Annotated in this window: 21 protein-coding genes; 11 read left to right on the top strand and 10 right to left on the bottom strand. The window is 73.4% G+C overall.

Going from position 1 to position 22,119, the window contains the following annotated elements; translation table 11 throughout:
* Window positions 1–137 precede the first annotated feature (137 nt).
* Window positions 138–1,448, top strand: coding sequence for a hypothetical protein (locus ACFYMU_RS08325; protein WP_388369744.1), 1,311 nt, complete (start codon window positions 138–140; stop codon window positions 1,446–1,448).
* Window positions 1,449–1,496: 48 nt separating this feature from the next.
* Window positions 1,497–1,697: a hypothetical protein gene (locus ACFYMU_RS08320; RefSeq protein WP_388369741.1), complete on the top strand. Its 201-nt coding sequence runs from the start codon at window positions 1,497–1,499 to the stop codon at window positions 1,695–1,697.
* Window positions 1,698–1,824: 127 nt separating this feature from the next.
* On the opposite strand, the gene ACFYMU_RS08315 is transcribed toward ACFYMU_RS08320, so the two are convergent.
* The 3 genes from ACFYMU_RS08315 to ACFYMU_RS08305 form a co-directional block, all read right to left on the bottom strand.
* The gene (locus ACFYMU_RS08315; RefSeq protein WP_388369738.1) at window positions 1,825–2,820 is read right to left on the bottom strand and encodes a 3-oxoacyl-ACP reductase; all 996 of its coding nucleotides are present in this window, start codon (window positions 2,818–2,820) and stop codon (window positions 1,825–1,827) included.
* Window positions 2,821–2,900: 80 nt separating this feature from the next.
* Window positions 2,901–3,977 (bottom strand): Zn-dependent alcohol dehydrogenase, encoded by a 1,077-nt coding sequence (locus ACFYMU_RS08310; protein WP_388369735.1) that lies wholly within the window; start codon window positions 3,975–3,977, stop codon window positions 2,901–2,903.
* Between the two features lie 130 nt (window positions 3,978–4,107).
* Complete coding sequence (locus ACFYMU_RS08305) at window positions 4,108–4,965, bottom strand: MaoC/PaaZ C-terminal domain-containing protein (RefSeq protein WP_388369732.1); 858 nt, start codon at window positions 4,963–4,965, stop codon at window positions 4,108–4,110.
* A 281-nt stretch (window positions 4,966–5,246) separates the two neighbouring features.
* Here ACFYMU_RS08305 and ACFYMU_RS08300 point away from each other — a divergent pair, with 281 nt between their 5' ends.
* Window positions 5,247–6,515 (top strand): sensor histidine kinase, encoded by a 1,269-nt coding sequence (locus ACFYMU_RS08300; protein ID WP_388369729.1) that lies wholly within the window; start codon window positions 5,247–5,249, stop codon window positions 6,513–6,515.
* A 140-nt stretch (window positions 6,516–6,655) separates the two neighbouring features.
* Complete coding sequence (locus ACFYMU_RS08295; protein ID WP_388369726.1) at window positions 6,656–7,297, top strand: response regulator; 642 nt, start codon at window positions 6,656–6,658, stop codon at window positions 7,295–7,297.
* Between the two features lie 43 nt (window positions 7,298–7,340).
* On the opposite strand, the gene ACFYMU_RS08290 is transcribed toward ACFYMU_RS08295, so the two are convergent.
* The gene (locus ACFYMU_RS08290) at window positions 7,341–8,759 is read right to left on the bottom strand and encodes an MFS transporter (RefSeq protein WP_388369723.1); all 1,419 of its coding nucleotides are present in this window, start codon (window positions 8,757–8,759) and stop codon (window positions 7,341–7,343) included.
* A 142-nt stretch (window positions 8,760–8,901) separates the two neighbouring features.
* A complete protein-coding gene (locus tag ACFYMU_RS08285) occupies window positions 8,902–10,092 on the bottom strand; it encodes a lipid-transfer protein (RefSeq protein WP_388369720.1) in 1,191 nt (396 codons plus the stop codon).
* A gap of 313 nt (window positions 10,093–10,405) precedes the next feature.
* Between ACFYMU_RS08285 and ACFYMU_RS08280 the strand changes: the two genes are divergently transcribed.
* The 5 genes from ACFYMU_RS08280 to ACFYMU_RS08260 all read left to right on the top strand — a co-directional run bounded on the left by ACFYMU_RS08280 (window position 10,406) and on the right by ACFYMU_RS08260 (window position 15,935).
* Complete coding sequence (locus tag ACFYMU_RS08280; protein ID WP_388369717.1) at window positions 10,406–12,145, top strand: MFS transporter; 1,740 nt, start codon at window positions 10,406–10,408, stop codon at window positions 12,143–12,145.
* A 104-nt stretch (window positions 12,146–12,249) separates the two neighbouring features.
* Complete coding sequence (locus ACFYMU_RS08275) at window positions 12,250–12,912, top strand: class I SAM-dependent methyltransferase (protein WP_388369714.1); 663 nt, start codon at window positions 12,250–12,252, stop codon at window positions 12,910–12,912.
* Window positions 12,913–12,922: 10 nt separating this feature from the next.
* Window positions 12,923–13,879, top strand: coding sequence for an N-acetylmuramoyl-L-alanine amidase (locus ACFYMU_RS08270; RefSeq protein WP_388369711.1), 957 nt, complete (start codon window positions 12,923–12,925; stop codon window positions 13,877–13,879).
* A gap of 158 nt (window positions 13,880–14,037) precedes the next feature.
* Complete coding sequence (locus ACFYMU_RS08265; protein WP_388369708.1) at window positions 14,038–14,820, top strand: DUF5336 domain-containing protein; 783 nt, start codon at window positions 14,038–14,040, stop codon at window positions 14,818–14,820.
* A 104-nt stretch (window positions 14,821–14,924) separates the two neighbouring features.
* Window positions 14,925–15,935 (top strand): LLM class F420-dependent oxidoreductase, encoded by a 1,011-nt coding sequence (locus ACFYMU_RS08260; protein WP_388369705.1) that lies wholly within the window; start codon window positions 14,925–14,927, stop codon window positions 15,933–15,935.
* A gap of 45 nt (window positions 15,936–15,980) precedes the next feature.
* Here the strand turns inward: ACFYMU_RS08260 and ACFYMU_RS08255 are convergent, their stop codons facing one another.
* Window positions 15,981–16,535, bottom strand: coding sequence for a hypothetical protein (locus ACFYMU_RS08255; protein ID WP_388369702.1), 555 nt, complete (start codon window positions 16,533–16,535; stop codon window positions 15,981–15,983).
* 211 nt (window positions 16,536–16,746) lie between these two features.
* Here ACFYMU_RS08255 and ACFYMU_RS08250 point away from each other — a divergent pair, with 211 nt between their 5' ends.
* Window positions 16,747–17,040: a hypothetical protein gene (locus ACFYMU_RS08250; protein ID WP_388369699.1), complete on the top strand. Its 294-nt coding sequence runs from the start codon at window positions 16,747–16,749 to the stop codon at window positions 17,038–17,040.
* Window positions 17,041–17,140: 100 nt separating this feature from the next.
* Here ACFYMU_RS08250 and ACFYMU_RS08245 read toward each other — a convergent pair whose 3' ends face one another.
* From ACFYMU_RS08245 to ACFYMU_RS08235, 3 genes are read right to left on the bottom strand one after another with little or no spacing between them, the layout of a single operon-like run.
* Window positions 17,141–18,211 carry a prenyltransferase/squalene oxidase repeat-containing protein gene (locus tag ACFYMU_RS08245; protein ID WP_388369696.1) on the bottom strand — a complete coding sequence of 357 codons (1,071 nt, stop codon included), beginning with the start codon at window positions 18,209–18,211 and terminating at the stop codon, window positions 17,141–17,143.
* On the bottom strand, window positions 18,208–18,954 hold the full coding sequence (locus ACFYMU_RS08240) for a class I SAM-dependent methyltransferase (RefSeq protein WP_388369693.1): 747 nt from the start codon (window positions 18,952–18,954) through the stop codon (window positions 18,208–18,210). The genes ACFYMU_RS08245 and ACFYMU_RS08240 overlap by 4 nt, the downstream gene beginning before the upstream one ends.
* Window positions 18,948–20,468, bottom strand: coding sequence for a glycosyltransferase family 4 protein (locus tag ACFYMU_RS08235; RefSeq protein WP_388369690.1), 1,521 nt, complete (start codon window positions 20,466–20,468; stop codon window positions 18,948–18,950). Before ACFYMU_RS08235 ends, ACFYMU_RS08240 begins: the two co-directional genes overlap by 7 nt.
* 206 nt (window positions 20,469–20,674) lie before the next feature.
* Here ACFYMU_RS08235 and ACFYMU_RS08230 point away from each other — a divergent pair, with 206 nt between their 5' ends.
* On the top strand, window positions 20,675–21,319 hold the full coding sequence (locus ACFYMU_RS08230; protein WP_388369687.1) for a TetR family transcriptional regulator: 645 nt from the start codon (window positions 20,675–20,677) through the stop codon (window positions 21,317–21,319).
* Here ACFYMU_RS08230 and ACFYMU_RS08225 read toward each other — a convergent pair.
* Entirely contained in the window at window positions 21,316–21,957 is a 642-nt protein-coding gene (locus tag ACFYMU_RS08225) for a PP2C family protein-serine/threonine phosphatase (RefSeq protein WP_388369684.1), read from the bottom strand. The two genes, ACFYMU_RS08230 and ACFYMU_RS08225, sit on opposite strands and share 4 nt — an antisense overlap.
* Between the last annotated feature and the right edge of the window lie 162 nt (window positions 21,958–22,119).

The raw sequence follows: 22,119 nt of genomic DNA, 5'->3' as shown, positions 1-22,119 counted from the left end.
CCCCCTGCTGCAGCACATCCGCCCCCGTTTTCTCGGACGAACCGTGGGACGAACACCCCTTTGTGTGAAGCAGCGGCTCGCCGATGCCACGCCCGTGCGTACGAAAACTAGCTTTCGTTGCGGGAGGTGACCGAACGATGACGGCCTGTGCCTTCATGACCGCCACAGAGAACGGGAACGACTGGGCGGCCCGACCCGGATGCGTGATCACCGCGGACGGTACCTACGCGGCGCGCCTCGCCCTGGACGGCGACTCCTGGTACCCCGAGCGCTGGACCCTGGACGGCCCGGAACCGTACGCCGTGCCGCTGCCGGGCAACCAGCCGGAGGAACCCGGCACCGAAGTGCAGCCGATGGCCGACGGACGGGTGCTGATCCACCGCGTCGTGGACGGGCTGCACACGTTCTCGCTGCTGTACCCGGCGGGACCGGGGACGGGCGAACTGCCGCTGGGCGCGGTGGAGTGCCCCGAGGAGGAGACGCTGTGGCTGCTGCCGCCCGCGCCGACCGGGGACCGCGCGTTCGCGCTCGCGGTGGGCCGGGACTCGGCGACGGTGTGGCTGGTCGCCGGCGGGGCCTTCGGGCCCGAGCGCCTGGCTGAGGTGCCCGGGCGGTGCTCGGGCGGGGTGTGGCTGGACCGGGCCGGCCGGCTGCTGGCCCTGGACCTCGCACCGGACGGGGGTGCCACCAAGACGGTGGTGGTGGATCTGGCACGGGGCGGTGAGATGTCACCGCTGCTGCAGATCGCGGACGGGAGCGACGACCGCCTGGTGCTCGCGGACCCGGACAGCGGGCTGCTGCTGATCCGGTCCGACGCGCCGTCACCGGGCCGCCCCCGGCTGGGCTGGGGGGTGATGGGCAGCAGGCTGCCGGTGCGTTTCCCCGAGTGCCTGCTGCTGGACTGCCCGGTGACGCCGTTCGCGATCCAGCCGGGGAACGTGCTCATGCCGGAGAGCTGCGCGGTGGCGCTGCGGATCGACGGACCCGCGGGCACCTGGGTCGCGGTGTGGCGGCCCATGGACCGCCGGGTGCACCATCTCGCGCCGCCCGCGGGCTGGTTGACCGGAGCGGGGCTGTGGACGCGGGAGGGGGTGCTGCGGCTGCCGTACACGACGGGCGTCGTGCGGTGCGGGGTGGCGCGGCTGGAGCCGGCCGGTCGGCCGGCGGCCCTGCCCGCGGCCCTGCCCGCGGTGCGGGAGGCGGTACGGGAGGCGGACGCGGGACCGGTCCCCGGGGTCGCGGAGCAGGGAGCGGCGCGGCCGGTGCCGCTGCGGGAGGCGCCGTTGCGGGGGCCCACGACACGGGAGGTGGCGCCCCTCGCCAGGTTCTTCGCGGCTCGGCGCCCGTTGGGGATGCGCGCCGAGCCGCCCGTCGACGGCGAGGGACACGGCGGCGGCCACGGCCCGACGGCTCCGGTCGTCGACACCACTGTCAGTGCCGCCCGTTAGACTCGCCCGGCTGTACGAAGGAACATGTTGACGGGGTGACCATTCTCGATGAGCGACATCAGTACGACAACGCCACTGTCCGCCGAGGCCCACCAGTTCTCGGGCCATGGCCGGCATCGCGGCCCGGTCTCCGCCCAGGAGTCCGAGGCGGCTCCGCACGGCCGGCACCGCAAGCCGTCCGAGCAGGCGCCCGAACAGGCGTGGCTCGGCGGCCTGACGACGGGCCACGGGGAATCACACGCGCGCTGACGGGACGTCAGCCGACGGCGGACGCCGACCCGTTGCCGCAGCACACGGCCCCGCCCGTCCCACGACGGGCGGGGCCGTCGCGCACCCGCTCCCCGGGCCCGCTGCTCGGCGGCCCGGCCGCCGCCCCTCAGCGGTCCGCCGAGGCCCGGTCGTGCCGGAGTCCGAGCACCTCCACGGCCGCGAACGTCTCGCCCTCCGGCCGCTGCGCGTAGTGCGGGGTGAGCAGCGCGTCGAGTTCGTCGTACGTGAAGGCGTCCTGCTTGGTGTCGAACGTCGCCCGCACGCGCGGCCGGTCGACGATCGCGACCAGACCGCCGTGGACGACCAGGAGCTGACCGTTGACCTGCGCCGCGGCGGGTGACGCCAGATAGCCGACGAGCGGCCCGACATGCTCGGGGGCGAGCGGGTCGAGGCCCTCCTCCGGCTGTGCGAGGCCGGCGAAGACGTCCTGCGTCATCCGGGTGCGGGCGCGCGGGCAGATCACATTGGCCGTCACCCCGTACTTGGCGAGCGCGAGCGCGGTGGACGTCGTGAGGCCGACGATTCCGCCCTTCGCCGCCGCGTAGTTGGGCTGTCCGGCCGAACCCGCCAGGAACGCCTCCGACGAGGTGTTCACGATCCGCCCGTACACCGGGCGGTCCGCCGCCTTGGAGCGCGCCCGCCAGTGCGCGGCGGCGAAGCGGGTCGTGTTGAAGTGGCCCTTGAGGTGGACCCGGATCACCGAGTCCCATTCGTCCTCGGACATCGAGAAGACCATGCGGTCGCGCAGGATGCCCGCGTTGTTGACCAGGACGTCCAGCTTCCCGAACTCGGCGACCGCCAGTTCGACGAGTTCCCGGGCCTGTGCGAAGTCGGCGACGTCCCCGGTGTGGGCGACGGCCCGGCCGCCCGCCGCCCGGATCTCGGCGGCGACCTCCTCGGCGGGCGTCGTGGACGCCTCACCGGAACCTCCCCCAAGCTCTCGGCTTCGCTCGAGCAGGGGGGACCCCCATCGGCCCGGCTGTCCGTAGTCGTTGACGACGACGGACGCGCCGAGCCGGGCGAGCTCCAGCGCCTCGGCCCGGCCCAGGCCCCGGCCCGCGCCGGTGACGATCGCGGACAGCCCTTCCAGTGGCAGCGACATCAAGGTCCTCTCGCAACGGTGTCGGAACGGTGTCGACACGGTCGACACGGTCGGTCGGACGGTCGGCGCGGCGCGGGAGGTCAGACCTCGATGCAGGTGCGCAGCGCGGCGCCCGTCCGCATCTGCTCCAGCGCCTCGTTGATCCCGGCGAGCGGCACCCGGTGCGTGATCAGTCCCGCCAGGTCGATGCGTCCGGCGCGCCAGAGCGCGATGGTCCGCTCGTACGAGCGCAGGACGTCCCCGCCGCCGTACAGGGACGGCAGGATCCGCTTCTCGTCGAAGAACAGCTCGAACATGTTGAGCTGGAGGAAGTCGTCCATCGCACCCGCGCCGACCACGACGAGCGTGCCGCCGCGCCGGGTGTTCTCGTACGCCGTGCGGGCCGTGGCCGACCTGCCGACGACCTCGAAGACGTAGTCGAAGCCCTCGCCGCCGGTGACCTGCTGCTTGGCGCCGGGCAGTTCCTCGGGCGAGACCGCCCTCGTGGCGCCGAACCTCAGCGCGGCCTCGCGGCGGGAGACGACCGGGTCGACGGCGACGATCTCGGCGGCCCCCTTGAGCCGCGCCCCCTGGATCGCGGAGATCCCGACGCCGCCGCACCCGATGACGGCGACGGACGAACCGGCCTCCACGTCCGCCGTGTTGAGCGCCGCGCCCAGGCCCGTGGTCACCCCGCAGCCGATGAGGGCGGCGATGTCGTAGGGCACGTCGTCCGGGATCGGCACCGCGCAGCCCGCGTCGACGACGACCTCCTCGGTGAAGGTGCCGGTCCCGGCGAAGCCGAAGACGTCACCGCCGGCGCGCCTGAAGTTGGGGGTGCCGGCGTTCATGAACCCGGCCAGGCACAGCTCGGTCTGCCCGCGCTTGCAGGCGGGGCAGACGCCGCAGGCGGGCAGCCAGCACACGACCACCCGGTCGCCCGGTTTGACGTTGCTCACTCCCTCGCCGACCTCGAGGACCTCGCCCGCGCCCTCGTGACCGGGCACGAACGGGGCGGGCTGCGGCAGCACGCCGCTCATCGCGGACAGGTCCGAGTGGCACAGCCCGGTGGCGCGTACCCGGATCCTGACCCTGCCGGGGCCGAACCCCGTCGCCTCGACGTCGTCGAGGACCTCCAGTTTGTCCTGGCCGATCTCGTGCAGCACGGCTGCGCGCATGGTGCGGCTCCCCTTCGAAGTCTCGGTGGCTCGGCGGCTCGGCGGAATCGATGGCCCGGTGGAATCGGGGCCCGACGGAATCGATGGCCCGGCGGAATCGGGGGCCCGACGGAATCGACGGCCCGGTGGCTCAGGAGTGTTCGACGATCGTGTCGGCGAGGACCGGGGCGTCGTCGCGTTCGACCGCGCTGACGGCGACCCGGACCGCGTCGTCCTGCCGCCACATGCGGATGCGGAGCGTCTCGCCCGGGAAGACGACCCCGGCGAAGCGTGTGGAGCAGGACCGGACGCGGGTCACATCCCCGTCGAGCTGGGTGTCCACGACCGCCTTGAGCGTCATCCCGTAGGTGCACAGACCGTGCAGGATGGGCCGGTCGAACCCGGCGACCTTTGCGAAGTCGGGGTCGGCGTGCAGCGGGTTCCAGTCGCCGCAGAGGCGGTAGAGGAGGGCCTGGTCCTCCCGGATCGCCCGCTCGACCACCTGGTCCGGCTCGCCGGTGGGCGGTGCCAGGCGGGTGGACGGGCCGCGGTCGCCGCCCCAGCCGCCCTCACCGCGGAGGAAGATCTGCGCGTCGTTGGTCCACAGCGGGCCCTCGGCGTCGGCGACCTCGGTGCGCAGGACGAGGATGGCGGCCGTGCCCTTGTCGTACACGGCGGCGATGCGGGAGGTGGCGGTGGCCCTTCCCTCGACCGGGAGCGGGCGGTTGATCCGCAGCGTCTGACCGCCGTGCAGCACGCGGGCCAGGTCGACCTCCACGCCCGGCATGGACAGGCCGCTGATCACGCCCGGGGCGCCCGCGCCCGCGACGGTGGCGAAGCTCGGCAGGACGTGCAGCCGGGACTCCAGGGTGTAGCGCAGTTCGTCGGGGTCGGTCGCGGGGATGCCGGCGCCGATGCCGAGGTGGTAGAGCTGGACATCCTTGTGGTCCCAGGCGATCTCGCCGGAGCGGGGTTCGGCGGCGAGGGCCGCGGCTTCGTCGATGGGCATGGGGCTCCTGACGCTGGCGAGGGAAAGACCCCGGCGCGGCCGTCCGCACCGTCGGCCGCACCGGGGTCGTGACGGGGCCGTGGAACCCGCCCGTTCTAGAACGCGTTCCAGTACGGCGACGTCCTGTATAGCCCAGCACTCCGCAGTTGGGAAGACTCCTGACGCCATGTCAGATCCAGGTCCGCACCCCCTCGGCCGACGGCACCCGTGACATTTGTCCCGGCCGACCGCGTACAAGCGGTGCTGCCGCTCCGGCTCCGGCACCCGTAGCGTCATTGGACATGGAGCGGACGACGGGGACGGAAGCGATGACGACGACGGGGACGAAGGGAAGGAAGGCCGGCGGGGCGGGCTCCCGCCGCGGCGGCCGGGGTCTCGCGCCGCTGGACGAGGCGGGGCCCCCGCCCAGCGGCTTCACCCTGCTGCCCTGGCTGTTGATGGGGACGGGCGCGCTCTCCAACGTCTTCCAAGCCGAGACCCCCAATCCGTGGATCGGCGCACTCGGTCTGCTCACGTTCAACTCCTGCTATGTCTACGTGGCGTTCCGCGCCTTCGACAAGCCCAGGCGCGAGGCGCGGTCCACGCGGACGGCGCTGCTCGTGATGGGGGTGGTGACCTGTGCGCTCGCCCTCGGGTACGGCGGCAGCTGGCTGCTGTTCTTCCCGCTGCTGGGGCTGGCGACGGGCGCGATCCTGCGGGGGCGCTGGTTGGGGAAGGCCGGCCTCGCGCTGAGCGCGCCGGCCGGTGCGGTCGCCGGGGTGCGGGAGGGCTGGGAGGGGATCGGCATCGCCTACGGAACCTTCCTGTCGACGATGGTGACGGCCGCGCTCCTGTCCCTGTCCGAGGCCGTGCGCGAACTGCGTGCCGCCCGAGAGGAACTGGCCCGTCGCGCGGTGGAGAAGGAACGCCTTCGCTTCTCCCGCGACCTGCACGACCTGCTCGGCCACACCCTGTCGGTGATCGTCGTGAAGTCGGAGGCGGCCCGCCGTCTGGCCCACCGCGATCTGGAGGCGGCACTGATGCAGGTGACGGACATCGAGTCCGTGGGCCGCCAGGCGCTCACCGAGATCCGTGAGGCGGTCACCGGCTACCGCGAGGGCAGCCTCGCCACGGAACTGGAGCGTGCCCGCTCGGCCCTGACCGCGGCCGGCGTGGAACCCGTCGTCCACCGGTCGGGCCCGCCCCTGGGCCCCCGGACCGAGGCCCTGCTCGGCTGGGTGGTCCGCGAGGCCGTCACCAATGCCGTACGGCACAGCGGCGCGGCCCGCTGCGAGATCACCGTCGACGGCACGTCGGAGCGGGTCCGGCTGACGGTGGCCGACGACGGTACGGGCACCTCCCCCGCGCCCGCTCCGGGCGGCGTCGGCGGGACCGGCCTCAAGGGCCTGACCGAACGCCTCGCGGCGGCGGGCGGGTCGTTGCGGGCGGGCCCCTCACCGCGCGGCGGCTTCACGGTCACCGCGGACCTCCCGGTGGAGGCCGAACTCCCCGCGGAGCCGGCCTCCGTGCCGCCGACCGTCGCGGCGGCCACGGCACCCGGCGCCGAGTGACGATGCCCGGCCACGACGGCGGCCACAGCCACGGCGACGGCCACAGCCACGGCGACGGCCCGCCATCGGCATCGCACCCGCACCCGCACCCGCACCCGCACCCGCACCCGCACCCGCACCCGCACCGTACGCTTGGCCCCGTGGACGAGACGCCCCGACGTGAGCGACCCGCGGAGGTCATCAGGGTCCTGCTCGCCGAGGACCAGGGCATGATGCGCGGCGCCCTGGCCCTGCTGCTCGGCATGGAGGACGACATCGAGGTCGTCGCACAGCTCGCCACGGGCGACGCGATCGTGGATGCCGCGCTGGCCCACCGCCCGGACGTGGCCCTGCTGGACATCGAACTCCCGGGCATGAGCGGCCTGGAAGCGGCGGCCGAACTGCGCGAACGGGCCCCCGGCTGCCGGGTGCTGATCCTCACCACCTTCGGCCGTCCCGGTTATCTGCGCCGGGCCATGGAGGCGGGCGCCGCCGGCTTCCTGGTCAAGGACGGCCCGGTGGAGGAACTCGCCGCCGCCGTCCGGCGGGTGCTCGGCGGCGAGACGGTGGTCGACCCGGCGCTGGCCGCGGCGGCGCTGAGCGCGGGCCCCGACCCGCTGACCGCACGCGAGCGCGACGTGTTGAAGGCGTCCGTGGACGGGGCGACGGTCGCCGACATCGCGGCCAGGCTCCATCTCTCCGAGTCCACGGTCCGCAACTACCTCTCCGCCGCCATCGGCAAGACGGGCACCCGCAACCGCATGGAGGCGGTGCGGGAGGCCCGGCAGCAGGGGTGGCTCTGAGAGCACCAGGGCCCGCCGCGAGGTCCGCCGGCGGGCCGTCGCCTCACCGGGCGGCGCCCTTGCGAGGCAGCCACACCAGCATCAGCACGACCCCCACCAGCAGCAGGACCCCGCTCGTCCGGAACGCCTCGGCGTACCCCTCCGTCAGGGCCTGCGCCGACCGGCCTCCCCCCGTCCGGGTCGCCGCGATCGTCGACATCACGGCGAGCCCCAGCGAACCACCCATGGTGCGCGAGGTGTTGATCAGGCCCGAGACCAGTCCGGCGTCCCTCGGCTCCGCGCCCGACGTCGCGAGCGCGGCGAGCGGGGTCGCCGCCAGGCCGGCGCCCAGCATCATCAGGATCCCCGGGAACATGATCGCCGTCAGATACCCGCCGTCCGCGGTCATCGTCGACTGCCAGCCGAACCCGGCGGCCGCGACCAGCGTGCCGAGCACCGCCACGTTCCGCGCTCCGACGGCCCGCATGACCCGAGGGGCGAGCTTCGAGCCGAGCACCACCGCCAGCGAGCTGGGCACCAGGGCGAGACCGGCGTCCAGGGGCGTGTAACCGAGGACGTTCTGCGCGTACAGCGTCATGAAGTACCACATGCAGAACATCGCGGAGCCGGAGACGAACATGGCCGCGTTCGCCGAGGACACCGCCCTCAGCCCGAGCAGCTTCAGCGGCATCAGCGGGGCCTTCGTGCGCGCCTCCACGGCGAGGAAGAGCCCGAGCAGGGTGGGTCCCGCGCACAGCGGCAGCAGCGTCGCGGCCGCCGTCCACCCCTCCGCCTCGGTCTGCACGATCCCGTACGCGAGCGTGGCGAGGCCCGCGGTGACCAGAAGCGCGCCGGGCAGGTCGAGGCGCCGCCCGTCCCCGGCGCGGCTCTCCGTCAGCCGGCGCGCCGACCCGGCCAGGACGACGGCTCCGACCGGTACGTTGATCAGCAGCACCCACCGCCACGACAGCCCGTCCACCAGCAGTCCGCCGACGAGACCGCCCGCCGCGCCGCCGCCGGCGCCCACCGCGGTCCAGGTCGCGATGGCCCGTGCGCGCGCCGCGCCCTCCGGGACGGCGGCGGTGAGCAGCGTCAGCGTCGAGGGGGCGAGGACGGCCGCGCCCAGCCCCTGCGCGCCCCGCGCGGCCAGCAGCTGCCAGCCCTCCCGGGCCAGCCCGCCGCCGAGGGAGGCCACCGTGAACAGGGCGAGCCCGACGAGGAACATCCGCTTGCGCCCGTACAGGTCCCCGGCCCGCCCGCCGAGCAGCATGAATCCGGCGAAGGCGATCGCGTAGGCGTTCACCACCCACTGCAGCCCCGGCGCGCTCAGCCCGAGGTCGGCCCGCATCGACGGCAGCGCCACATTGACGACGGACACGTCCAGCACGACGAGGAACTGCCCGGCGCACGCGAGCGCGATCACCACCCAGGTGGGCGGTGCGGTACGGGGGACGAGTGCGGTGTTTTCGGCGGCTCGGAGCATGAGTGCCATGCTCCCAACCGGGATACCGCTCCGCATCGGCATTTCGCCCTATCGGGGCCTCGGTCCTGCGGCCTGCGTCCGGACGGACCGCCCGCCCCGGGGACCGCCCACCCCGGGGACCGCGCGGCCCGCCCGCCCGCGGCTAGCCGGCCCGCAGCAGTGTCACGACCGCCGCGCCGCCGAGCCCGATGTTGTGCGCGAGCCCGACCCGGGCGCCCTCGACCTGGCGCCCGCCCGCCTCTCCGCGCAGCTGCCACACCAGTTCGGCGATCTGGGCGATGCCGGTGGCGCCCAGCGGATGCCCCTTGGAGATCAGTCCGCCGGAGGGGTTCACCACCCATCGCCCGCCGTACGTCGTGGCCCCGGACTCGACCAGCGGACCGGACTCGCCGGGCCCGCACATGCCGAGCGCCTCGTAGGTCAGCAGTTCGTTGACGGAGAAGCAGTCGTGCAGTTCCACGACGTCCACGTCCTCGATGCCGAGCCCGGCCCGCTCGTAGACCCGCCGTGCCGCCGCACGCGACATCGGCTGTCCGACGACGTCGATGCACGAGCCCGACGCGAAGGACTCCTCCGTGTCGGTGGCCATGTCCTGGGCCACGATCTCGACGGCCCGCTCCTCCATGCCGTGCCGTTCCACGAAGCGTTCGGAGACGACGACCGCGGCGGCGGCGCCGTCGGACGTGGGCGAGCACTGCAGCCGGGTCAGCGGCCGGTGCACCGTGCGTGCCGCCAGGATGTCGTCGACCTCGTACACGTCCTGGAACTGCGCGTACGGATTGTGCGCCGAGTGCCGGTGGTTCTTGGCGGCCACGGCGGCCAGTTGCGCCTCGGTGGTGCCGTGGCGCTCCATGTGCTCGCGGGCGGCGTCGCCGAAGATCTGGGCGGTGGGCGGGGTCATCTCGAAGCCGTGCCGGGCGGCCATGATCCCGTAGTGCCGGGCCACGGGGGAGGTGGAGAAGTCGCCTCCGTCGGCTCCCTGGCCCAGGGCGCCCTTCTTCATCCTCTCGAATCCCAGCGCCAGCACGCAGTCGCAGGCCCCGCCCTCGACAAGCTGCCGGGCCAGCATCAGGGCGGTCGAGCCGGTGGCGCAGTTGTTGTTGACGTTGTAGACGGGCACGCCGGTCAGGCCGAGTTCGTAGGCGGCGCGCTGCCCGGCCGTGGACGGCTGGAAGCAGTAGCCGACGGGAACCTGTTCCACCTCCGCGTAGGTGATCCCGGCGTCGTCGAGAGCGGCGACGCCGGCCTCCCGCACCATGTCCCAGTACTGCCAGTCACGGGTCTCGGGCTTCTCGAACTTCGTCATCCCGACCCCGGCTACATAGGCCCTCATGGGGCGCCAGAGTAGAACACGTTCCACTCCAAGGACAGCCCTGACGTCACGTCAGATCTCCACGGGAAGGTCAAGAATTCGTTAGGCACTCGAAGCACCGGAATAGGTGCCCCGGGCTACGGGGTTGACCCGTCACCAGACCGCCCGCCCGTCCCGCTGACCGTCCCGACACCCGTCCCGACACCCGTCCCGCTGACCGTCCCGACACCCGTCCTGACGATCGTCCTGCTCACCGTCGCGCTCGCCATCCCGCACGGACCGGACGCACCGACCCGCCCGCACCGCCCGACGCCCGGCCCGGAGGCCCCACGCCATGACGCACACGACGACCGACCACCCCGCCCGGAGGCCGTCCGGCGCGATCGTGCCGGTGCTCGCCTTCGCGGGCATCGTGGTGGCGGTGATGCAGACCCTGCTCGTCCCGGTCATCAAGGATCTGCCCCAACTGCTGGGCACCTCGCCCAGCAACGCCACCTGGGTGCTGACCTCGACCCTGCTCTCGGGCGCCGTGGCCACCCCCATCATGGGCCGCCTCGGCGACCTCTACGGCAAGCGGCGGATGCTGCTCACCAGCCTGGCCGTCATGGTGATCGGCGCACTGGTCAGCGGCCTCACCAGCGGCCTGACCCCGATGATCGCCGGACGCACGCTCCAGGGCTTCGCGATGGGCGCGATCCCGCTCGGCATCGGCCTGATGCGCGACGTGCTGCCCCCCGAGCGGCTCGGCTCGGCGATGGCCCTGATGAGCTCCTCGATCGGCGTCGGCGGCGGACTGGCGCTGCCCGCCGCCGCCCTGGTCGCCCAGCACACCGACTGGCACTCCCTGTTCTTCGGCGCCGCGGGACTCGGCGTCCTCTCCATCGCCCTCACGCTCCTCGTCGTGCCGGAGTCCGCGACCCGCGCCGAGGGCTCCTTCGACCTGCCGGGCACGCTCGGCCTGTCCACGGGTCTGGTCCTGCTCCTGCTCCCCGTCACCAAGGGCAGCGACTGGGGCTGGACGTCCCCCCTCACCCTCGGCATGTTCGGCGCGTCCGCCGTGGTCCTGCTCCTGTGGGGTGTGCTGGAGCTGCGCGTCGCCGCCCCGCTCGTGGACCTGCGCACCACGGCCCGCCGCGAGGTGCTGCTCACCAACCTCGCGTCCATCATGGTCGGCGTCTCGTTCTACGTCGTCTCGCTCGTCCTGCCCCAGCTGCTCCAGCTGCCCGCGGCCACCGGCTACGGACTCGGCCGGTCCATGGTCGTCGCGGGCCTGTGCGTGGCGCCGCTGGGCCTGACGATGATGTTCACCGCACCGCTCTACGCCCGGCTGTCCACCCGGTACGGCCCGAAGGTGACCCTCATCACCGGGCTGCTGGTCATCGCCGTCGGATACGGCGGCGGGCTCGGACTGATGGACGCCCCCTGGCAGACCGTGGTCACCTCGGTGGTCCTCGGCGCGGGCATCGGTCTCGCCTACTCCTCGCTGCCCGCGCTGATCGTCGGCGCGGTCCCCGCCTCCGAGACGGGAGCGGCCAACGGCCTCAACACCCTGATGCGTTCGATCGGCACGTCCGTCTCCAGCGCCGTGATCGGCATGGTGCTCGCCGACACGGCGCACCAGGTGAACGGTGTCGCGATCCCGAGCATGCACGGCTTCCGCGTCTCCTTCCTGATCGCGACGGCCGCGGTGGCGCTCGGCCTGCTGCTCGCCCTCTTCCTGCCCTCGCGGCGTCCGTCGGCCGGGCTGCTGCTGCGCGCGAGCAGTGCGGAGGACGCCGGCCTGGAGCGCGCGACGGAGGTGCTGCGCGGCTTCCGCGGCCGGGTCCTGGACGCCGACGGCACCCCGGTCGCCCGCGCCAGGATCACGCTGCTCGACCGCCGTGGCCGCCGGGCGGGCGGCGCGCTGTCCGCGGAGGACGGCAGCTATGCGCTGGCCGTGCCGGCCGGAGGCCCCTACGTGCTGGCCGCCCGGGCCGACGGCCACGGACCGCACTCCGCGTCGGCGACGCACACGGGCGACGACCGCCCGGTGGAGCTGGACCTCTCCCTGCCGGGCGAGACGGTCTCCGCCTGATCCCGCCCCCCGGGGGCGCTGATCCGCACCCCCGCGTCGCCCGCGCGGCGCAGGGTGCGGCAGCATGGGGCGCCCGGACCCGCGTACGACCGAGAGGACCCCCCATGCCCGCGGCGCCCAAGCCCGACATCCTGGCCGCGTTCGAGGCCGCGAAGGGGTTCATGCCGCTGCGCGAGGGGCTCGCGCTGTACGAGGCCGCCGTGGAGGCCGGACGGCTGGGACTGCCCCTGCTGGAGGTGGGCACCTACTGCGGGCGCTCCACGATCCTGCTCGCGGACGCCGCCCGCGCCGCCGGGGTCATGGCCCTCACGGTGGACCACCACCGCGGCAGCGAGGAGCAGCAGCCGGGCTGGGAGTACCACGACCCGGAGACGGTCGACGCCGAGATCGGGCTGATGGACACCCTGCCCACCTTCCGGCGCACCCTGCACCGGGCCGGTCTCGAGGACCACGTGATCGCCGTCGTCGGTCGCTCCCCGCAGGTGGCCGGGGTGTGGAACACCCCGCTCGGCCTCGTCTTCATCGACGGCGGCCACACCGACGAGCACGCCACGGCCGACTACGAGGGCTGGGCCCCCCATGTGGCCGTCGGCGGCCTGCTCCTCATCCACGACGTGTTCCCCGAACCGGAGGACGAGTTCACCGGCCAGGCCCCGTACCGCGTCTACCTGAGGGCACTCGCCTCGGGCGGGTTCACGGAGGTCTCGGCGACCGACTCACTGCGTGTCCTGAGGCGAACGCGGGCGGGGAGCGGACCTCGCCGTTAGGGTCACAGGCATGTCGTACGCAGGCCCCGAGTTCGATCCCTTCCAGCCGCGCCGCCCGCGGCGCCGGACGCTGACCGTCGCGGTCGCCGCGCTGGTGCCGGCCGCGCTCGCCGGCTGGCTGGTCTACGAGGCGGTGGCCGACACCGGCGGCGGACCGGCGGGAGCGGCACCCGCCACCCCCTCTCCTGCGCACTCGTCGAGCGCGGCCTCCCCGACCGAGGACGGCGGACGGCCGGTCGCGTCCCCCGCGCCCAGGCCGGCCCCGAAGACCCCGACGGCCCCGGCCGCTTCGGGGCCTCTGAAGGGCAAGGTCGTCGTCATCGACCCGGGCCACAACCCCGGCAACTTCCGGCACACCACCGAGATCAGCCGCAAGGTCGACATCGGAACGAACCGGAAGGAGTGCGACACCACCGGCACCTCCACCAACGACGGTTATACGGAGGCCCGGTTCACGCTGGACGTGGCGCGCCGACTGCGCGCGCTCCTCCAGGCACAGGGCGCCACCGTGAAGTTCACCCAGGACGGCGACCGCCCCTGGGGCCCGTGCGTGGACGAGCGGGCGCGCATCGGCAACGAGGCGCACGCGGACGCCGCGATCTCCATCCACGCGGACGGCGCGTCGGCCGGGGACCGCGGCTTCCACGTCATCCTCCCGGCGTCGGTGCACGCGGGTGCCGCGGACACCCGCCCCGTCGTCGCCCCCTCCCGCGACCTCGGCGAGCGCGTCGCGGGCAACTTCGTCCGCGTGACGGGCAGCGCGCCCGCCGACTACGTGGGCGGCGGCACCGGCCTTGTGGTACGGAACGATCTCGGCGGTCTCAATCTGTCAACAGTTCCCAAGGTGTTCATCGAGTGCGGCAACATGCGCGATACCAAGGACGCGGCACTGCTGACCAGCGGTGCGTGGCGGCAGCGGGCGGCGCGGGGAATCTCTGAGGGAATCGTGAGTTTCCTGCGCGGGTAGCGATCACGGGCCCGCACCCGGCGGACACCCCGCCCGGGCGGGCGATACTCTCGTCCCTACGATGAGGGGCCACCCCCGCGCTTCACACCGCGGCCCGAGGGCGACATGGTGACAGCGACGCCTCCACCGACGACGAGACGACAGACGAAGGACCCGAAGTGAATATCCGCTCCCTCACTAGAGGCGACGGCGTGGTGATCGGAGCAGCGGTATTGCTGTTCATCGCGTCGTTCCTCGATCTCGCCGGCTGCGGCGGCGCCGGCGCCTACTGCAGCCAGATCGATCTCCCCAACTCGTGGGACAGCCTGGGACTCGGGCTCGGCACGTACATGGCCGGCGTGGTCGGTGGCGCGCTCGTCGTGGTCTCCCGGCTGCTCCCGGCGCCGCGCAAGGTCGCGGGTGTGGACCTGGGGGCGTTCGGTACCACGCTGACCGTGGCGTCCGCCTGGGTGCTGCTGTGGACGCTCATCGACGCCGGTGACGCGGGCGCCGGCCTCATCCTCGGCTTCATCGCCGCCCTGGTCCTGGCCGGCGCGGCCATAGCCACTCCCCTGGTCCCGGCGCTGGGCGCCGCCCTCATGGGCGCCCCCACGCCGGCCGCCCCCCAGCCCTACGGCGCGCAGCCGCAGGGTGGTTACGGCTACCCGGCCGGCCAGCAGCAGCCCTACGGCGGGCAGCCGCAGCCGGGCCAGCAGGGCCAGGCGTTCGGCGGGCAGCCGCAGCAGGCGCAGGCCCCCGCCGGGGACTTCTCGCCGTTCTGGTTCGCCGTGCCGGTGGCGCGTCCGCTGTACGCGGAGGACGGCTCGCCCACGCCGATCGCCGAACTGGCGCCGGGCACCTGGTACCTGGCCGTGGAGCAGCGCGGCCCGGGCCTGGTGGCGCAGACGCAGGACGGCCGCCGTGGCGTGCTGCAGGACACGAGCGGGATCCAGCGCGGCTGAGTTCCCCGTGCGCGCACGGCCCCTCGCCCTTCCGGGCGGGGGGCCGTTGCCGTACAGTCGCAGCACCCAAGGGACCTGACGGAGCGTCAGAAAAGGAGACCGGCATGCGGCTCGGGCTCGCGCTCGGCTACTGGGGCCGTGGCCCCGAGGCCGGGCACGTCACGCTGGCACAGGAGGCCGAGCGGCTCGGCTACGACTCCGTGTGGACCGCCGAGTCCTGGGGGTCGGACGCCTTCACCCCGCTGACCTGGATCGCCTCCCGGACGTCGCGGATCAAACTGGGCACGGCGGTGGCCCAGATGGCCGCCCGCTCCCCCACCACCACGGCGATGCACGCGCTCACCCTCGACCACCTCTCCGGCGGCCGCATGATGCTCGGCCTCGGGCTGTCGGGCCCGCAGGTCGTCGAGGGCTGGTACGGGCGGCCGTTCCCCTCCTCGCCGCTGACCGCGACCCGGGAGTACGTCGACGTGGTGCGCCAGGTCCTGCGGCGCGAGGCGCCGGTGACGCTGGAGGGGCGCTTCCACCAGCACCCGTACCGGGGCGCGGACGGCACCGGACTCGGCAAACCGCTCAAGCCGATCACCCACCCGCTGCGCGCCGAACTCCCCCTCCTGCTGGGGGCGGAGGGTCCGAAGAACATCGCGCAGACCGTGCGGATCGCGGACGGCTGGCTGCCGCTGTACTGGTCGCCGAGCCGCCCCGAGGTGTACGAGGCGTCGCTGGCCGGGCTGCGGGAGGGCTTCCTGATCGCGCCGATGGCCCGGGTGAAGGTCTGCGACGACCTGGCCGAGGGGCTGCTGCCGGTGAAGGCGATGCTCGGCTTCTACATCGGCGGGATGGGGCACGCCGCACGCAACTTCCATGCCGATCTCATGGCCCGCATGGGGTACGAAGAGGAGGCGCGCCGCATCCAGCGGCTGTTCCTGGAGGGCCGGCGGGAGGAGGCGGTGATGGCGGTGCCCGACGCCTTCGCCGACGAGATCTCGCTGGTCGGTCCGCGGGAACGGATTGCGGAGCGGCTGGAGTTGTGGCGCAAGGGCCCGGTGACGGACCTGCTGGCGCTCTCCCCGGACCCGCACACGCTGCGCGTGCTGGCCGAGCTGAACGCGTAGGGCACCGCCGTGCGGCGGTGCCCGTCCCGGTCGCGTCGGCCCGCGTCAGCCCGAGGTGAGCCGCACCGGCGACGGGACCTGGTTCGTGACGGGTGCGCCGGCGCTCTTCCCCGCCCGCTTGACCTGTTCGACGACGTCCTGGAAGGAGCGGACGGCCGAGGCGTCGCCCTTGCGCAGCCCGGGCGTCAGGGCCTCGAGCGCGTCGATGCCCGAGGCGAGCGGGGCGACGGCCCGGGCGAGCGCGGGGTCGCCCCGGGCGTTGCGCACGGCGGCCTCCAGCCGGTGCCGTGCGAAGGTGCCCGCGAGGCCCGCCTCGGCGAGTGCGGCCCTCCGCCCCTCGGCACCCTTCTTGAACGTGCCGGCCTTCCACGGCTTCACGATCCACCGGTACGTCGCCCCGGCCGCGAGCCCCGCGTTCGTCGCGAAGCGGTCCCTGGCGAACGTCCGCCGCTCCGCCGGGGTGGACGGCGAGGGGGTGGCGACCGCCAGGTAGGCGGCGGCCTTCTGCGCGACACCGCCGTCCCCGCAGGCGGCGGCGCCCGCGAACAGCGTGCCGCAGACAGCGAGCGCCACGGCGAGGGGGCGTATCGGTGCGGGCACGACGTCCTCCGGTCTCCGGGAAGGATCGGAAGGTTTCGTTCTCCCCGGCCGGGGAGAACACCCTCTCCGGCAGCCTGACCCGTCCCTCCCGGCCCCGTCGTCCCGGGCGGGGCCGTTCGGGTGACATCCGGGGCCGGATCCCTTGTCCCGCACGGGCCGCGCCGTTCTCCTGAGGGGGTTTCAGACGGGCGCGCCGGGCAACCCGGAGGGCATGTCCCCTCGATATCGCAACGGCACCGATCAGGCCGGAACGGTCATCGCGGTCGTCGCCGACGTCATGGCCGTCATCCTGGGCCTGTGGATCCTGATGTACCTGCTGCAGGCGAACCGCGCCAACGATCTGGTACGGGTGGTGCACGGCGCGGCCGCCTGGCTCGCGGGCTGGTCGCACGACCTGTTCACGTTCGACGACGCCTGGGCGCGCGTGGTCGCCGGCTACGGTCTGGCCGCGGTCGTCTACCTCTTCGTCGGCCACGCCATCGCCCACCGGATGCACCGGCACTGAGCCGCCGGACGGCAGCGGGCCGCCGATCGGGTCCGGCGAGGTCCGGTACCACCGGCCACGACGGACCCGTCGGTGGCGCGCCGGACCCCGCACGGAACGCTCAGGCGCAGCAGTCCGGGTCCAGGCCCAGCGGCAGGCGTTCGCCTCCGAAGACGGCGCACGTCGGCTCGTCGCCGCCGAGCGCGGCCACGGCGAGCAGCAGCGAACCCGCCGTCCAGGTGGTGAGTTCCTCCGGCCAGATCGCCCGGTCCTCGAAGACGTACCCGGTCCAGTACAGGCCCGATTCCGCGTCCCGCAGGTGCTGGATCGCCTGGAGGATCTCCAGTGCGCGGTCGGACTCGCCCATCGCCCACAGTGCCAGGGCGAGTTCGGCCGACTCGCCGCCGGTCACCCAGGGGTTGGGCACGACGCAGCGCACACCGAGGCCGGGTACCACGAAGCGGTCCCAGTCCTCCTCGATGCGCTGCTTCGCCTCCGCTCCCGTCAGGGCGCCGCCGAGGACGGGGTAGTACCAGTCCATCGAGTAGCGGCCCTTGTCCAGGAACCGCTCGGGGTGCCTGCGTATGGCGTGCCGCAGCGCGCCCGCCGCCAACTCCCAGTCGGGCTGCGGCTCTTCACGCTGCTCGGCGATGGCGAGGGCACAGCGCAACGCGTGGTGGATCGAGGAGCAGCCGGTCAGCAGCGCGTCCGCGGTGTCCGTGCCGTCGTCCTCACGTTTCCAGCCGATCTGCCCGCCGGGCTGCTGCAGGCCCAGCACGAACTCGACGGCCGCGTGCACCGTCGGCCACATCCGGTCGAGGAAGGTGTCGTCGCCGGTGGCCAGGTAGTGGTGCCAGACGCCGACGGCCACGTAGGCGACGAAGTTCGTCTCCCGGCCGCGGTCGGTGACGTCCCGCGGGTCCCCGTCGGCGTACGCCGCGTACCAGGAGCCGTCCTCGTTCTGGTGCCGGGCCAGCCAGTCGTAGGCCCGCTCGGCCGCCGCGCGCTCCCCGGCCGCGTCGAGGGCCATGGCCGCCTCGACGTGGTCCCACGGGTCGAGATGGTGCCCTCGGAACCACGGTATGGCGCCGTCCTCCCGCTGCACGGCGAGTATCCCGCCGACGGTCGCGGCGGCCTGCTCCGCGGTGAGGACCCCGGGCAGGACGAGGTGTTCTGTCCGGGGGGTGGTCACTTGACGGCCGCCTCGGAGGTGAGGCGGGGCAGATGGGGTTTGGTCGCGTAGGCCACGAAGCTCTTGCCGACCAGCGGGTTCAGCGCCCGTTCGGCGACCCGGGTGGCGAGCGGCTTCTTCATGATGTCCCAGACGAGGAGCTTGTGGTACGCGCGCACCGGCAGCGCCTTGTCGTTGTCGACGCCGAACGCGCACTTCAGCCACCAGTACGGGGAGTGCAGTGCGTGCGCGTGGTGCGTGCCGTACGGCTCGAGGCCCGCGCCCCGCATCTTCGCGAGGAGTTCGTCCGCCTTGTAGATGCGGATGTGGCCGCCCTCGACCTCGTGGTAGGCGTCGGACAGCGCCCAGCAGATCTTCTCGGGTCCGTGGCGCGGGACGGTGATGGCGATGCGTCCGCCCGGTTTGAGCACCCGGACCATCTCGGCGAGGACGCCCTTGTCGTCCGGGATGTGCTCCATCACCTCGGAGATGATCACGACGTCGAAGGACTCGTCCGGGAAGGGCAGCGCGAGGGCGTCGCCCTCCATCGCGGTCGCGGTGGCCGAGGCGGGGGCCTCCCCCGCCTCCTTCATCGCCGCGAACCAGGTGGCGACCTCGCGGATCTCCTCGCCGTTCCGGTCGAGGGCCACGACCCGGGCACCGCGCCGGTAGCACTCGAACGCGTGCCGTCCGGCGCCGCAGCCGAGGTCCAGGACGCGGTCGCCGGGGGCGAGCGGGAACCGGGAGAAGTCGACGGTCAGCACGTGGCCCTGCTTTCTCGGTTGGAATCGACGTCGGTCACTGGTGCGGTGCGGGCCCCCGCCGGGCCGGTCGCCGCCGGGCCGGTCGCCGCCGGGCCGGTGCCCGAGGCGGTCGCGGAGCGGCCCGGCGTCCGGGGCGCCGAGCGGGCGGTGCGCGTCGTCTCGGAGAGATCGGTGTCCCGCACCGCGAGGCGGCGGGGAGCCGTGCCGGCGGAGGCGGCGATGGCCTCGCGGTACCGCGCCGCCGTGCCCTCGGCCGCTCTGGCCCAGGTGAACCGGCTCAGCACCCGCTGCCGTCCGGCCGCGCCCAGCCGCGCCCGGAGCTCCCGGTCCCCCAGCAGCCGGCTCAGTCCCGCGGCCAGGGCGCCCGCGTCGCCCGGCGGTACCGCCAGGCACGTCTCGCCGTCCGGCCCCGCGACCTCCGGTATCGCCCCGCCGGTCGTCGCCACCAGCGGCGTGCCGGTCGCCATGGCTTCGGCCGCCGGCAGCGAGAAGCCCTCGTACAGCGACGGCACGCACGCCACCTCGGCGGAGCGGACCAGGTCGACCAGTTCCGCGTCGGAGATGCCCTTCACGAACTCGACGGCGCCGTCGAGCCCGTACCGCTCGATCGCCTGCGCGACGGGCCCGTCCTCGGCGCGCTTGCCGACGACGACGAGATGCGCCCCGGGGTGCTCGGTCCGCACCTTGGCGAGCGCCTCGATCAGGAAGACGAGGCCCTTGAGCGGCACGTCCGCGCTGGAGGTGGTGACGATCCGGCCCGGCACCTGCGGCACCGAGGGATCGGGCGAGAAGAGGTCGGTGTCGGCGCCGATGTGCACCACGTGCACACGGTCCCGGGCGACGCCCAGGTGGTCCACGATCTCCTGGCGGGAGGTGCCGGAGACGGTGAGCACGGACGGCATCCGGCGCGCCACCCGCTTCTGCATGCGCGTGAACGCGTACCAGCGGCGTACCGACGCCCGCCGCTGCCAGCCCTTCGCCGCGTCCAGCTCCAACTGCCGGTCCACGGTGATGGGGTGGTGGATGGTGGTCACCAGAGGCGCGCCCAGCTCGCCCAACAGGCCGTAGCCGAGCGTCTGGTTGTCGTGCACGACGTCGAAGTCGCCGCGTCGCGAGCGCAGATGGCGGCGGGCGCGCAGCGAGAACGTCAGCGGCTCGGGAAAGCCGCCGGTCCACATCGTGGCGACCTCGAGGGCGTCGATCCAGTCCCGGTACTCCTCGCGCCCCGGGGTGCGGAAGGGGTCGGGCTGGCGGTACAGGTCGAGGCTGGGCAGTTCGGTCAGGGACAGCCCCTCCAGTCCCTCCCCCTCGTCGAGCACGGGGTAGGGCTGCGCCCCGATGACCTCGACGTGGTGGCCGAGCCGGACCAGTTCGCGCGAGAGGTGTCGTACGTACACACCCTGGCCGCCGCAGAACGGGTTTCCCTTGTAGGTGAGGAGCGCGATGCGCAACGGGCGGTCGCCGTCAGCGGCCGAGTCCTCCTGGGGACCCGCCTCCTTGGCCTCAGCGGTCACTCTCGGCCCCTTCTCCCTGCCATTTCCGGCGAGACTACGCTGGGACGGTAATCTAGAACAAGTTTCAGACTTGATCGTTCAAGAGGCTCCGAATCTACCGGCTGGTAGCCCTACTGTAAGCGGTGGATCAGGTGATTCACGCCACGGATGTCGCCCTACCATGCTGTCCGATCACCCGGCCTCACCGACTGCCACGGACGGGACCCATGCCTGCGGAAGCCAAGGTGCCAGCCAGTACCGCGCGACCGGCGACGCAGCCGGCCACTTCCCCGCTCACCGAGCGGCAGGAGGCGCGGCGCCGACGGATCCTGCACGCGAGCGCGCAGCTGGCCAGCCGGGGCGGTTTCGACGCGGTCCAGATGCGCGAGGTCGCGGAGTCCTCCCAGGTGGCGCTGGGCACGCTGTACCGCTATTTCCCCTCGAAGGTGCACCTGCTGGTCGCGACCATGCAGGACCAGCTGGAACACATGCACGGCACCCTCAGGAAGAAGCCGCCCGCCGGGGAGACGGCGGCCGAGCGGGTGGCGGAGACCCTGATGCGCGCCTTCCGCGCCCTGCAGCGGGAGCCGCACCTGGCGGACGCCATGGTCCGCGCCCTGACCTTCGCCGACCGCAGCGTGTCCCCCGAGGTGGACCAGGTCTCCCGCCAGACGACGGCGATCATCCTGGACGCGATGGGCCAGGACGACCCGACTGCGGACCAGCTGTCCGCGGTCCGCGTGATCGAGCACACCTGGCACTCGGCCCTGATCACCTGGCTCTCGGGCCGGGCCTCCATCGCCCAGGTCAAGATCGACATCGAGACGGTGTGCCGGCTGATCGACCTCACGAGCCGGAGCGGCGAGCGCTAGGCCCCTGTCCCGCCGCGGGGTCCGGCACGCACGTCTGCGGCGTTGTCGTCGGCCGCCGGGGCGCGGTCGGCGAACCGCAGGAGCAGCATGGCGGTGTCGTCGGTCCGGCCGCCGCGGAGCTGGGCCTCGTCGATCAGCGCGTCGGCGATCTCTTCGAGGGCATGGCCGGCGGCGGAGAACGCCGCCCTGAGCCGGACGAGCTCGCGGTCGTCGCGGTTGGCGGGGCACTCGACCAGGCCGTCGGTGTAGAGGGCGAGGACGGCGCCGGGCGGCAGCTCGATGTCCGTGACGGGAAAGGCGGCCGTGGGTTCGACGCCCAGCAGGGGCCCCGGTGGGAGGTCGAGGATCTCACAGTGGTGGTCGACATGGCGCACGAGCGGCGGGCAGTGGCCGGCGGTGGCCAGGCGGAGGCGGTGGCGGGCGATGTCGATGTCCGCGCACAGACAGCTGGTGAGCAGGTCCGCGTCGAGGTCGGTGAGCAGTTGGTTGGTGCGGGCGAGGATCCGGCCGGGTGTCTTGCGCGCGACGGCGTAGGCGTGGATGGCGGTGCGGACCTGCCCCATGAGGGCGGCGGCGTGCACGTTGTGGCCCTCCACATCGCCGATGACGGCGACTGCCTTGCCGGGGCCGGTGCACACGATGTCGTAGAAGTCGCCGCCGATGTCGATGCCGTAGCTGGAGGGCAGGTAACGGACCGCGGTCTCCAGGCCGGGGATGTCGGGCAGGGCATGGGGCAGGAGGCTCTCCTGGAGGCCGCGGGCGAGCCGCCGCGTCGCGTCGGGAGGCGGGCCCTGTCCAGC

This window comes from Streptomyces sp. NPDC007264 (genome assembly GCF_042869095.1).
In the GTDB taxonomy this organism is placed as follows: Bacteria; Actinomycetota; Actinomycetes; order Streptomycetales; family Streptomycetaceae; genus Streptomyces.
This window is presented reverse-complemented; position numbering and strand designations above follow the sequence as displayed.

Bases quoted from the DNA above. Each gene is read 5' to 3' on its own strand.
- ACFYMU_RS08325 (WP_388369744.1), top strand. From the start codon at position 138: ATGACGGCCTGTGCCTTCATGACCGCCACAGAGAACGGGAACGACTGG.
- ACFYMU_RS08320 (WP_388369741.1), top strand. From the start codon at position 1,497: ATGAGCGACATCAGTACGACAACGCCACTGTCCGCCGAGGCCCACCAG.
- ACFYMU_RS08315 (WP_388369738.1), bottom strand. From the start codon at position 2,820: ATGTCGCTGCCACTGGAAGGGCTGTCCGCGATCGTCACCGGCGCGGGC.
- ACFYMU_RS08310 (WP_388369735.1), bottom strand. From the start codon at position 3,977: ATGCGCGCAGCCGTGCTGCACGAGATCGGCCAGGACAAACTGGAGGTC.
- ACFYMU_RS08305 (WP_388369732.1), bottom strand. From the start codon at position 4,965: ATGCCCATCGACGAAGCCGCGGCCCTCGCCGCCGAACCCCGCTCCGGC.
- ACFYMU_RS08300 (WP_388369729.1), top strand. From the start codon at position 5,247: ATGGAGCGGACGACGGGGACGGAAGCGATGACGACGACGGGGACGAAG.
- ACFYMU_RS08290 (WP_388369723.1), bottom strand. From the start codon at position 8,759: ATGCTCCGAGCCGCCGAAAACACCGCACTCGTCCCCCGTACCGCACCG.
- ACFYMU_RS08285 (WP_388369720.1), bottom strand. From the start codon at position 10,092: ATGAGGGCCTATGTAGCCGGGGTCGGGATGACGAAGTTCGAGAAGCCC.
- ACFYMU_RS08280 (WP_388369717.1), top strand. From the start codon at position 10,406: ATGACGCACACGACGACCGACCACCCCGCCCGGAGGCCGTCCGGCGCG.
- ACFYMU_RS08275 (WP_388369714.1), top strand. From the start codon at position 12,250: ATGCCCGCGGCGCCCAAGCCCGACATCCTGGCCGCGTTCGAGGCCGCG.
- ACFYMU_RS08270 (WP_388369711.1), top strand. From the start codon at position 12,923: ATGTCGTACGCAGGCCCCGAGTTCGATCCCTTCCAGCCGCGCCGCCCG.
- ACFYMU_RS08260 (WP_388369705.1), top strand. From the start codon at position 14,925: ATGCGGCTCGGGCTCGCGCTCGGCTACTGGGGCCGTGGCCCCGAGGCC.
- ACFYMU_RS08250 (WP_388369699.1), top strand. From the start codon at position 16,747: ATGTCCCCTCGATATCGCAACGGCACCGATCAGGCCGGAACGGTCATC.
- ACFYMU_RS08230 (WP_388369687.1), top strand. From the start codon at position 20,675: ATGCCTGCGGAAGCCAAGGTGCCAGCCAGTACCGCGCGACCGGCGACG.